The organism is Photobacterium sp. GSS17, from assembly GCF_028621875.1.
Classification (GTDB): Bacteria; Pseudomonadota; Gammaproteobacteria; order Enterobacterales; family Vibrionaceae; genus Photobacterium; species Photobacterium ganghwense.
Genome location: NZ_CP117517.1, coordinates 2,056,355 through 2,068,287, shown reverse-complemented (window position 1 = coordinate 2,068,287; position 11,933 = coordinate 2,056,355). Strand labels below are relative to the sequence as shown.

General features: G+C 51.4%; 7 protein-coding genes and 7 tRNA genes. 4 read left to right on the top strand and 10 right to left on the bottom strand.

What is annotated here, in order from left to right; translation table 11 throughout:
- Positions 1-100: 100 nt before the first annotated feature.
- Positions 101-1,348, bottom strand: coding sequence for an NADH:ubiquinone reductase (Na(+)-transporting) subunit B (locus PGW97_RS09315; RefSeq protein WP_273857154.1), 1,248 nt, complete (start codon positions 1,346-1,348; stop codon positions 101-103).
- Between the two features lie 244 nt (positions 1,349-1,592).
- Here PGW97_RS09315 and PGW97_RS09310 point away from each other — a divergent pair, with 244 nt between their 5' ends.
- Positions 1,593-2,999: a cytochrome ubiquinol oxidase subunit I gene (locus PGW97_RS09310; protein WP_273857153.1), complete on the top strand. Its 1,407-nt coding sequence runs from the start codon at positions 1,593-1,595 to the stop codon at positions 2,997-2,999.
- A 318-nt stretch (positions 3,000-3,317) separates the two neighbouring features.
- Positions 3,318-4,316, top strand: a complete 999-nt coding sequence (gene cydB, locus PGW97_RS09305; RefSeq protein WP_217392308.1) for a cytochrome d ubiquinol oxidase subunit II — start codon at positions 3,318-3,320, stop codon at positions 4,314-4,316.
- A 336-nt stretch (positions 4,317-4,652) separates the two neighbouring features.
- Here cydB and PGW97_RS09300 read toward each other — a convergent pair whose 3' ends face one another.
- Both PGW97_RS09300 and PGW97_RS09295 read right to left on the bottom strand, forming a co-directional pair.
- Positions 4,653-7,901, bottom strand: a complete 3,249-nt coding sequence (locus PGW97_RS09300) for an efflux RND transporter permease subunit (RefSeq protein ID WP_217392309.1) — start codon at positions 7,899-7,901, stop codon at positions 4,653-4,655.
- Positions 7,901-9,076: an efflux RND transporter periplasmic adaptor subunit gene (locus tag PGW97_RS09295; RefSeq protein WP_273857152.1), complete on the bottom strand. Its 1,176-nt coding sequence runs from the start codon at positions 9,074-9,076 to the stop codon at positions 7,901-7,903. Before PGW97_RS09295 ends, PGW97_RS09300 begins: the two co-directional genes overlap by 1 nt.
- A gap of 237 nt (positions 9,077-9,313) precedes the next feature.
- Between PGW97_RS09295 and PGW97_RS09290 the strand changes: the two genes are divergently transcribed.
- On the top strand, positions 9,314-10,264 hold the full coding sequence (locus PGW97_RS09290) for a M23 family metallopeptidase (protein ID WP_273857151.1): 951 nt from the start codon (positions 9,314-9,316) through the stop codon (positions 10,262-10,264).
- On the top strand, positions 10,168-10,677 hold the full coding sequence (locus PGW97_RS09285; protein ID WP_337960358.1) for a bactofilin family protein: 510 nt from the start codon (positions 10,168-10,170) through the stop codon (positions 10,675-10,677). Before PGW97_RS09290 ends, PGW97_RS09285 begins: the two co-directional genes overlap by 97 nt.
- Before the next feature lie 108 nt (positions 10,678-10,785).
- Here the strand turns inward: PGW97_RS09285 and PGW97_RS09280 are convergent.
- The 7 genes from PGW97_RS09280 to PGW97_RS09250 all read right to left on the bottom strand — a co-directional run bounded on the left by PGW97_RS09280 (position 10,786) and on the right by PGW97_RS09250 (position 11,561).
- Positions 10,786-10,861: transfer RNA gene (locus PGW97_RS09280), tRNA-Val, on the bottom strand.
- Positions 10,862-10,921: 60 nt separating this feature from the next.
- A tRNA-Val gene (locus PGW97_RS09275) sits at positions 10,922-10,998 on the bottom strand.
- Positions 10,999-11,047: 49 nt separating this feature from the next.
- A tRNA-Val gene (locus tag PGW97_RS09270) sits at positions 11,048-11,124 on the bottom strand.
- Between the two features lie 37 nt (positions 11,125-11,161).
- Positions 11,162-11,238 (bottom strand) — tRNA-Val (locus tag PGW97_RS09265).
- A gap of 28 nt (positions 11,239-11,266) precedes the next feature.
- Positions 11,267-11,343, bottom strand: a tRNA-Val gene (locus PGW97_RS09260).
- Positions 11,344-11,380: 37 nt separating this feature from the next.
- Positions 11,381-11,457, bottom strand: a tRNA-Val gene (locus tag PGW97_RS09255).
- A 27-nt stretch (positions 11,458-11,484) separates the two neighbouring features.
- Positions 11,485-11,561, bottom strand: a tRNA-Val gene (locus PGW97_RS09250).
- Between the last annotated feature and the right edge of the window lie 372 nt (positions 11,562-11,933).

The window sequence follows — 11,933 nt, the reverse complement described above, 5'->3', positions numbered from 1 at the left end:
TCAGGCACCCCCGTAAACGTGCCAGTGAGCCCATTGGCAACTGGCACGGATGTATTTTAGTTCAGGGTAGTTGAACCATCTAAGGACTACGCTGAAACGTCTATGAACCAAGATGGCGCTGCTGTCTCCGCTTTATGTTGCCTCTGGCAACCAAATTATCGATTAGTGGCGCGAACAGGTTGGCAAACAAAATAGCCAACATAATCCCTTCCGGATAAGCAGGATTGATGACCCGAATAAAGACCGTCATAACGCCTATCAGCAAGCCATAGGCCCATTTTCCCTTATCGGTGAATGCCGCTGAAACCGGGTCGGTCGCCATAAAGAACATCCCGAATGCAAACCCTCCCAGTACCATGTGCCACCAGAAAGGCATGGCAAACATCGGGTTAGAGTCTGAACCAATCAGGTTCAACAGCGTGGCGGTAACGACCATCCCCAGGAAGACCCCGGTGACGATACGCCAGGAGGCAATGCCCATGAACAGAATGAAGGCACCGCCCAGCATCAGAAATAATGTGGAGACTTCACCAATTGAGCCCGGCAGATTCCCAATGAAAGCATCCATCCAGATTAAGGGTTCACCGGTTACATTGTGGATTAGCGCGGGTTGACCAGCATCTGCCCATTGTGACAGGGCCGTTGCACCGGAAAAGCCATCCGCAGCGGTCCATACCTGACCACCGGAAATCTGGGCCGGGTAGGCAAAATAGAGGAAGGCCCGCCCAGCTAAAGCGGGATTCAGAAAGTTTCGGCCTGTTCCCCCAAATATCTCTTTGGCGACCACGATACCAAAACTGATCCCGATGGCGGCCTGCCACAATGGCAGTGTTGGCGGTACGATCAAGGCAAACAGCATCGAAGAGACAAAAAATCCCTCATTGACCTCATGTTTTCGCACCGAGGCGAAAAGCACCTCCCAGAATCCACCAACGACAAAAACAACAGCATAAATCGGGATGAAGTACATGGCGCCGAGCAACATTTTGCTGGCCCAGCCCGCTTCTGCGGTTAAGCTGCCGCCCAGAGTCATGGTCAGCCCGTAGCGCCAGTTTTCAGCAGCGAGTGCGTTGATGTCTGTGGCAGAATACAGGCTCGACAGCCCCAAAATAGTTTGATGCCCAATATTGTAGAGTCCCCAGAACAGAGCGGGGAAAACGGCCAGCCAGACCATGATCATAATGCGCTTGAGATCAATGCTGTCCCGAATATGGGTTTGCTGTCGGGTGACGAGTCCCGGCGTGTACAGAATGGTCGCAACGGCCTCATACAAGGCGTGCCATTTTTCGTATTTGCCACCGGGTTTAAAGGCCGGTTCCATGTTTTCCACAAAGGATTTGATGCTCATAGTTAGCCCTCACGTTTTACCGCGTGTAAATTGGATAGGAATGGGCTGAGTGGTGAGCAATTCATTTATCCTGAAGTATTGAACTGCAAATCTGGCAGAAACGATCACTGCCGTCCGGTTAAAAATCCCCGTTTGGCTGGGATGAACCATACTTGTAATCTGAACGTAAGACTCCAAGCAAGCAGGCACATTAATTCTTATTCCTCTGGTGGTAGCGCAGGCTACGAGGATGTAAGGAGACATTATGGGTGAGTTAGCTGTTGATCTGGCAAGGTTTCAATTTGCATTTACCGTTTCTTTCCACATCATTTTTCCCGCCTTTACGATTGGTCTTGCCAGCTATCTAGCCGTGCTGGAAGGGTTATACCTGAAAACCGGCAAGCACAAATACATCGAGCTGTATCAATACTGGATAAAGATTTTCGCCATCAGCTTTGGGATGGGGGTGGTCAGCGGGATCGTGATGAGCTACCAGTTTGGTACAAACTGGAGCGTCTTCTCTGATAAAACCGGGCCGGTGCTTGGGCCTTTAATGGGCTATGAAGTGTTCACCGCGTTTTTCCTTGAAGCCGGTTTTCTTGGGGTGATGCTGTTTGGTATGAACCGTGTAGGAAAAACGCTGCATTTCGCCGCCACTCTCATTGTGGCGCTGGGAACCCTGATGTCCGCTTTCTGGATTCTGGCGGTAAACAGCTGGATGCAAACTCCCGCTGGCTATGATGTCAACGAAATTGGTCAGTTTATTCCAGTTGACTGGTGGCAGGTTATTTTCAATCCGTCCTTTCCTTACCGCCTGGTACATATGGTGCTGGCAGCCTTCCTGACAACGGCTTTTGTGGTCGGCGGAGTCGGGGCATATCATCTGCTGCGTTCTCAGCACAACCATCTGGCCAGAACCATGTTTTCGATGGCCATGTGGATGGCAGCACTCGTCACGCCGATACAGGTTTTTGTCGGCGATCTGCATGGCTTGAACACGCTTGAGCATCAGCCTGCCAAAGTGGCCGCGATGGAAGGGCACTTTGATACCCATCAGGGTGCGCCGTTAATTCTGTTTGGGATCCCGGATCAGGCAAACAAAGAGGTGGACTATAAAATCCAGATCCCGCATCTCGGGAGCCTCATACTGACGCATGAATGGAATGGCGAAGTCAAAGGGCTGGATGCGTTTCCGGAGGCGGATCACCCGCCGGTTGGTATTGTGTTCTGGAGCTTCCGTGTGATGGTGGCACTTGGTTTCATGATGCTGGCCATCGGCCTCTACAGCCTTTGGCTGCGTAAACAGGGAGAACTCTTCTACCACACCAATTTCCACCGTTGCTGTTTACTCATGGCGCCGGCCGGTTTTATTGCCTTACTGTGCGGGTGGATCACGACGGAAGTCGGTCGACAGCCTTTTACTGTGTATGGCCTGTTACGTACCGCTGAATCGGCCTCACCGGTTGATGCCTCGGCGATCAGCGTGTCCGTGGCTGCTTTTGTGGTGGTGTATTTTTCAGTATTTGGAGCCGGGATGTTTTATATCCTGCGTCTGATGCGCAAGCCGCCGACGAAATATGAACAGCCACCTAAAGCGCGCGTGCCGGAAACGGAGGCTGACATTGAGAAAAGCAAGCGTGCTATGGGCTCATCCAATCATTTATCTTCTTAGCAGTTAGCGGCGGGCTGAGTTGTATGGGTTGGGTTTTGTTCACTGTGGCTAAGACGAGTGTAGCCATTTGGAATCCAGCTTCGCTGCATGTCAGCCCTGTGGAATATGGCGAAATGGAATGAAGTGCCACTGGCTCTAAAGTGGCAAAACTTTAACAGTGAGAAAAAGTAAGGCTTAAAAACTTGCATGGCTTAGAGGCTTAGAGGCTTAGAGGCTTAGAGGCACCAAGGCCAGAGCTCAGGCTCAAGGCTTCAAACTCCGGGATGTCACAATCAGGAGACATCTGGAGCTAACCGGATTGTAAGAGCGGGAGTTGTTATGGATTATGCATTGATATGGTACATCCTGATCGCCATCGCTGTATTTGCCTATGTGATCCTTGATGGGTTTGATCTGGGTATTGGTATCCTGTTTTTGTCAGCCCAAACCACCAAAGAGCGTGATTTGATGATGAACAGTGTGGCACCGGTTTGGGATGGTAACGAGACCTGGCTGGTATTAGGTGGGGGTGGGCTGTTTGCGGTGTTTCCGCTGGCTTATTCAGTCGTGATGCCTGCCTTGTATGCCCCGTTGATCATGATGCTGTTAGGGTTGATTTTTCGAGGTGTGGCATTTGAATATCGCTTCAGAACCAAGCGAGGGCAGTTCCTTTGGGACAGTTCATTCTTTATTGGTTCGCTGACGGCCACGTTCACGCAAGGCATGATGCTGGGCACCCTGCTGCAGGGCGTGAAAGTCGTGGATCGCCAGTATAGCGGCGGGTGGTTTGACTGGTTTACCCCATTTAGCCTGTACTGCGGTTTCCTCACGGTTGCCGCTTATGTGCTGCTTGGAGCCTGCTGGTTGCTGATCAAAATGCCGGAACATTATCAGTCACGGTATTACGTCACTGCAAAACGCAGCGCGATTATTATGGTGGGGATGGTGGCCATTCTCAGCATCTGGTTGCCCATTCGCAATGATTTTATCGCTGACCGCTGGTTTTCATTTCCGCAGGCATTGCTGTTTTTGCTGATCCCGGCATTGTCGATTTATCTGGCTTATTTGCTGTTTAAAGACTTGATTGAACACATGCCGGTAAAAGCGTATCTGGCGAGTTTGGGCCTTTTCTTTTTGGCGTTTTTGGGTTTCGGCGTCAGTACCTATCCGTTTATTGTGCCGCATAGCCTGACTTATGTTCAGGCTGCCGCGCCGGATACCAGCCTGAAATTCCTGTTAAGCGGGGCAGTCTTCTTGCTGCCATTGATTATTGCTTATACCGCCTACTCTTATTATGTGTTCCGGGGCAGACTTAATGAAGATGAGGGGTATCACTGATGAACAATGCATGCGCCAAACGCTGGCTGTGGTTTGTGGTGCTTTATCTCGGGGGGATTCTGGTTATTGGGCTGGTGGCTGTGTTGATACGGTGGGTGTTTCTGGCGGCTTGAGCCTTAATTGAGTCTGATCCGGATTTTTAGTGAGTTAAGCGCAGTGAGTGAAGTCTAGTGAGCTAAGTTTATGCGCTATGTTTAATGATCTATGTTTACTGAGCTATGTTTATTGATCTAAGAGTAAAAAGTCGCCCCAGCCAAACTAACAAAGTAAGGCTGGGGCGACGAATGTTCAGGCGGTGATTTTGTTCCTACCTATTCAGTCCTGTTGTTGCGCCTCTTACAGCTTTTCAGTTTCCTCTTCGGATTGCGGGTGCTTGACCGGATGAGAATCCGATCCAGCGCGAGGCTGAGGAATTTCGCTGCCGGAACCAGTGTCACTGGTAGTTGCTGACGGTTTGGCGACATCTGGGGTATCCGGTTGCTGCTCATTCTGGTCACTTTCCAATGGTCCTTTTTCTCTGCCCAGCATCAGCAGGCAGGGAGTCAGGATCAGAGTCAGCACCGTTGCGAAAGACAGCCCACCCGCAACCGCGGTAGCCAGTTGCGACCACCATTGCGTACTGGGTGCACCAAACTCAATCTGACGATTCGTCAAATCGATATTCATTTCCAGCACCATCGGCATCAAGCCGAGCACCGTGGTGATCGTGGTCAGCATCACAGGACGCAGACGCTGCGCACCGGTGTGCATGATAGCGATGGATTTGGCCACGCCTTGTTTACGAAGCTGGTTATAAGTGTCTATCAGCACGATATTGTTATTCACCACAATCCCCGCCAACGCAATTACCCCGATACCGGACATGACAATGCCGAACGGTCGCTGAAAGACCAGTAATCCGAGGAAAACCCCGACGGTTGAAAACAACACCGCACTCAGGATAAGCAGAGCCTGATAGTAACTGTTGAACTGAGTCACCAGAATCAGCCCCATAACGGCCAGCGCAACCAGGAAGGCGCTCTCGAGAAAGGCTGATGATTTTTCCTGATCTTCATTCTGGCCCCGAACCTTTACTTCGGTACCGGATGGCATGCGCATTTCAGCAATCGCCGCCTGTACAAGCGGTAATTGTAGACTCAGGTTGTAGCCTGTTGCCATATCTGCGGTTACCTCCAGAATGCGTTTGCCATCAATGCGATTGATGGTGCCCTGTTTCGGAGACGGGACGATACTGGAGAAGTTGGTGATGGGTACCATGCCGTAATGGGTTTTGACCCGCAGTTCATCAAACCGACCGATATCACGTGATGAGGCCGGGTAACGCACCAGAATGTCGACCTCGTCATCGGTATCATCAGGCAGGTATTCCCCGATTTTGAGCCCGTTTGTCACGAAGCGCACCGTGTTCCCGACCAGTGTCGCATCCCCGCCGAAGCGGGCTGCATCATCACGGTTGACTTTGATTTCCCAGTCGATGCCGTTTTTATCGGAAGAATCCGAAATATTGGTAAATGCTTCCTGAGATTCCATCCAATTTCGTACCTGTAGCACCGCGGCAGCCATGCTGTCGGCGTCTCGCCCGGAGACTTCTATGACCAAATCATGCTCACTCGGTGGGCCTGCCTGAGGGTACTTAAATTCCAGTTCAATACCGGCCAGATCTTCGGTGTTTTCCCGCATGGTTGCGATGATGTCTTTGATTGGCGGGCGTTCTTGCCAGTCCAGCGGGTTGACCTGAATCCGACCGATTTGATCCTGACCGCCGGTACGGGTGTAAATGCTGCTGACCCCTTCTGTATTGATGATGCGCTGCTCAATTTGTTTCATCAGGGCATCTTTCTCATAAATGGATAAGTCGCCATGGGAGCGGGCCTTGATAGTGAAGAACGGCGGATCCACATCCGGGAAGAAAACCACACCCAGTCCGGCTTTGGCGTACGCTACCCCCACGACCACGGCCAGCAGCAATGAGCTGAGCAGAATCTTGATGGGGTGGCGAAGGGCAATAGCCAGTGTGTCGAGGTACAGTCGGGTAATCCCTTTTGCCTGTTTAAAATCACCGTTCTCAAGGGCAATTTTACGCTGCGCATCTTTCTGACTGATGTATTGCGGGCGACCGATCACGCTGCCGAGAACCGGGACAAACAACAGCGCCATCACCAGTGAGGCAGACAGGGTTGCGATCAGGGTCAGCGGTAGGTAACGCATAAATTCACCGGTCGTGTCCGGCCAGAAAAGCAGTGGTGCGAAGGCTGCCAGAGTGGTTGCCGTTGAGGCTGTGATTGGCCACGCCATGCGTTTTGCCGCTTCCTGATAAGCTTGTTTACGCGGGATGTTTTCTTGCATCCGCCGATCTGCATATTCGGTAACCACGATCGCGCCGTCGACCAGCATCCCGACGGCCATGATCAAAGAGAACAACACGACGATATTGACGGTAAGTCCGCTGATCGCAAGGATCAATAATCCAGTCAGGAACGATCCGGGGATCGAGATGCCGACCAGCAGCGCCGTCCGGGAACCTAAGATCGCGAGGATGACGACCACCACCAATATGATCGCAGACAGAATATTATTCTGCAGATCATTGAGCATGATATTGACGTCTTTCGATTGATCCCAGGTGTATTCAATCAGCAGGTTATCCGGCCATTCGTCAAGTTTCTGCGCTTCCGCCATGACCGTTTTGACGATTTCCACGGTTTCGATGATATTTTCACCAGCCCGCTTTTTAATATCCAGCACGACTGCGGTTTCCCCGTTCAGGCGGGCAAAACTTTCCGGATCCCGGTACGCGCGGCGAATGGTGGCGATGTCGCCGAAGGTCACGACTTTGCTGCCGTCCACTTTGATTGGCAGTTCGAGAATATCTTTCAGTGAATCAAACACCGAAGGCACTTTGACGGAGAAGCGGCCATAACCGGTATCGATGAAGCCAGCGGCAACAACACGGTTATTTCGGGCGACGAGGTTAAACACATCCTCCTGATCCAGGCCATAACTTTCCATTAGCAAGGGCTCGACCAGTACTTCCACCACGTCTTCACGGTCACCGGCGATGTCGACTTCCAGGATCTGACGGAAGCTCTCCAGTTTATCTTTCAGATCGCGGGCGATCTTGATGGTGGTTCGCTCCGGGACGCTGCCGTAGAGCACCATTGATAACACCGGCTCTTCGCTGGCGAGGGTAATTTCATTGACCGTAGGTTCATCACTGTCATCCGGCAGTTTTACTTTGGCCAGATCAACGGCTTCTCGCACGTCGGTAAGGGCTTCGTTCAGATCCGAGCCTGCGGCAAACTCTAAAACAACAGAGGCATGGCCTTCGGCGGCGGTTGAGGTCATCTCCTTGACCCCTTCAACCGCTTGCAGCTCTTGTTCCAGCGGACGGACTAATAGCCGCTCGGCATCGGCAGGGCTGATACCCTGATGCGTTACCGAGACATAAATAATCGGAATCGTGATGTCCGGGTTCGACTCTTTCGGGATCAGGCGATAGGTGATCAGGCCGGCAATCAAAATCATGACCAGCAGGGTAAGCATGGTGCGTGAGCGGCTGAGTGCTGCATCAATAATGGAATACATTATTTGCTCCCTTGCTCAATCTGTGTGTCTGGTTGTTGATCTGGTGCGGTCAGCGCTGCGGTTTGCCGCACCGGAATCACGGTGTCACCGTCGCGGACAAAGCCCTGACCGACAGTAATCACTTCAACGTGTTGCGCCGTGCCACCCAGCCAGACACCATCGGGTTCAACTTTCACAATCGCAATGGGAATAAACTTCACCAGATCGCCATCAGTCAGCGTTTTAATACCCAGATTTCCGGCTTCATCAAGGGCCAGCATAGAAGGGGGAATCTTGATGGCAGATTCGTCTTTCAGTTTCAGTTCGAGATTGGCACTGGCACCGGCCGTCAGGGTCATACCCGGATTGGCGATTTCAATTTCAATCGGGTAGGTATTGGTGGTTTCATTGGCAACGGTTGCGCGGTAGCGTAACTTGCCTTCCGTTGTGAGGCCTGAGACCAGTTCAACGTAGGCAGGCTGGCCTTTATACACTTTTTCGATATGGCGTTCGCTGACATCTGCGCTGATCACCAGCGGGTCTAAATCCACAATGGTCGCAACCGGATCGCCAATGCCCAGATAATCGCCTTTCTCGACCAGCAGATGTTCGACAATGCCTTCAAACGGGGCATAGATAACTGTGTTGTTCAGGGTAATTTGCAGGCTGCGAACCGTTGCCTTGGCTTCAATCAGGGCAGCTTCAGCCTGACTGAACGCCACTTCTCCCTGTAGCCCGCGTTTGCGTAATGACTGCGCTGCGGAATACTCCTGATTACGGACTTTCAGCAGGGCATTGGCACGTTGGAGCTGAAGCTCCCGGTCAGCTTTGTCGAGTTTGACAAGTGGATCCCCGGCCTTAACCCGTTGTCCTTTTTGTACCAGCAGTTGTTCAACGGTTCCTGATACCTCGGCGGCCAGTTTGGCTTCCCGATCCGGTGCTGTTCGGCCATAGAGTGAAAGGGTACGGGTTACTGTTTGAGTCTCAAACGGGCTGACCACCACTTTGGCCAGTGGCGGGGTTTTACTGGTATCCGTTGGGGCATCGCTTGTCGCATCAGACGCCTCATTGTTGGCAGACCCAGATCCGGAGCCAGGGAGAAGTGTTCCGCTAATCAGCCAGGCGCCGAGTAACAGTAGGATAATGACGGAGAGAATCCACGGCTTGCGGTTGAGAAGCTTTTTTAAAGAGAGCATCGGTTACTGTCCTTAGTAAGCGGGTAATTAACCTGCGTCATTATCAATGCCATTCAATTGTTCGAACAGCCAACGAAAAAAAGCGGTCATCAGACTTTATACTGAAGTAAGTGCATATAATAGCAGCAATTATTTGCATTGTTAATTCGCCTTATCGATACCTGTCTCGAATACCGTTTAAATAAATCATAGTTCCGGTCGCACTGAAGTGAGGTGAGTCATTAACGCAGACTACCTATGAAAGAACGGATCACAATCTCGGTATCGTCAATTAATGGATCGCGGCATTTTCATCTTTGCAGCAAAACTCAGCTGCGACTGCGCTGGGTGGCAGGCACCTGTCTGGCGTTGACACTGAGTGTGGCGGGTGGCCTGGTCTATCTGAATCATTTGCTTAACTCTGCACAAAGTCAGCAAAAAGCGCTTGTACAACAATCTGAATCGCTGAACGGTGAGCTGGTTTCCCTGAAGCGGCTGAAAGCCGAACTTGAAAATGAGATGGACGAGCGGGAAAACCGTCTGGCCTATGTCGCTGAGCGTTTGGGAGAGCTGGAACATGTGCTGGGTGTCGGATCGCCAGAAGAAAGCTCGCTCGAAAGACGGCTGGATGTGGCAGCCATTAACTCGGCGGTGCGACTGGCCATGCTGGACAGTATTCCTAATGGCCTCCCGGTTGTTAATGCCCGTCAGTCTTCCCCGTTTGGCGAAAGAGTTCACCCGGTTACCCGAAAACGCAAAATGCATCGGGGGCTCGATTTTGCCGTCAAGAGAGGGACGCCGATCTATGCCACGGCTGATGGCGTCGTGGAAACGGTCCGGAGCAGCCAAAAAGGTTATGGAAATTTCATCCGGCTGCAGCACGCTTTCGGTTTCACATCCTCTTATTCCCACCTGAAGTCCTTTGCGGTTCGCCATGGTGACTTTGTTACTAAAGGGGATCTCATTGCCTATTCCGGCAACACCGGCTTATCGTCCGGCCCGCATTTGCATTACGAAGTGCGTTTTGTCGGGCGGGCACTCAATCCCCAGCCATTTGTGCAGTGGGGAATGGATAACTTTGAACACATTTTTGATCAAGAGAGTAAAGTGAAATGGGCTTATTTAGTCGACAGCGTCACTCTGCGGGTGAGCAGACAACTACAACTGTCATCGCAAAAGGATGTGAAGTTCATGGTGAGTTCCGGTTAGCGTCAGATATGCAGTTGGATGGCAGTGTTCACGGTGTCTTAAAATCGGAGCAGGGAGTTGTCGTTAGCTGTTCTGGTCGGCTCAAGGGAGAAGTGTGGGCTGATCGAATTGTCGTGAATGGCCAGGTCGAAGGGAGCTGCCATGCCAATGTTATCGAAATTCTCAATCAGGGGATTGTGAAAGGGGATATCTATTGCGATAACCTGAGCATCGAGCAAGGTGGGAAATTTTTGGGTACGACCCATCCCGGGGAAAGCCAGCAGGTGGTGATGCTGCGAGGGAAGACGGCGCATACTGACAATTCAGAGTCTGCAAGAGAGAACGATGAATTAGCCAGGGCAGAGGCCAAAGATTTGGTGTCAGTGGCGGCGAACAGAAAATCCGTTCAGAAAAGTGCTAAGTCTGCCTCTTAGGCGGTTGAATGCCGCCGTAACAGATATTGCGCGAACAAAGGCCGTACTGGAATCAGTGGAATAGTCAAAAAGAAAAAAGCCTGTACTAAGTACAGGCTTTTCAGAAAGTGGTGGGCGATACCGGGCTCGAACCAGTGACCCCCTCCTTGTAAGGGAGGTGCTCTCCCAACTGAGCTAATCGCCCGAATTATTGCTTGGGATAAAGTTGTCAGGACAACTTACGAATAGTGCAATAATTGGTATATGGTGCGTCTGAGTGGACTCGAACCACCGACCCCAGCCATGTCAAGGCGATACTCTAACCAGCTGAGCTACAGACGCAAGGGTTTTTGAGCAAACCTAAGAGGTTGATCAAATTTTCATGTTTAAATGGTGCGACCGAGTGGACTCGAACCACCGACCCCCGCCATGTCAAGGCGGTACTCTAACCAGCTGAGCTACGGTCGCATCCTGTGATATCAGTGCAAAGACTCATATCAAAATATGGTGCGTCTGAGTGGACTCGAACCACCGACCCCCGCCATGTCAAGGCGATACTCTAACCAGCTGAGCTACAGACGCAGATTGTAACAGTTTCTCTATCAAGAGATGGTGCGACCGAGTGGACTCGAACCACCGACCCCCGCCATGTCAAGGCGGTACTCTAACCAGCTGAGCTACGGTCGCATCCTGTGATATCAGTACTAAGACTCATATCAAAATATGGTGCGTCTGAGTGGACTCGAACCACCGACCCCCGCCATGTCAAGGCGATACTCTAACCAGCTGAGCTACAGACGCAAATTTTTCAGTTTCGATTACGAAAACTGGTACGACCGAGTGGACTCGAACCACCGACCCCCACCATGTCAAGGTGGTGCTCTAACCAGCTGAGCTACGGTCGTACTGTGAACTTAGGAATGACTCACTCCTTAAGAACGACACGAATATTAACGAGTGATGATCATTGGCGCAAGTGTTTGAGTTCGCTTTTTTTCATTCCCTTGGCCTGTTTGCTTATGCTTTGAGCGTGCAGGGCTAAATGTGGCCGAAATAATAGGCAGTGGGGTGTCATTTAAAAGAAAAACCGTGCAGGCAATGTTCACAAGTGGCGGGTAAATCCGGCAGTATGGTGCTGATAACTAAACGAAATATTGTGGAGCCTGTCACAGATCGTGCGTACCCAGTGTTAATGACGTGGTTTCAGTCAGAGAAAATCGCGTGATGTCGGCCACCCTGACGGTGAATCAAGAGGGAAAAAATGGCTGTACAAAAGA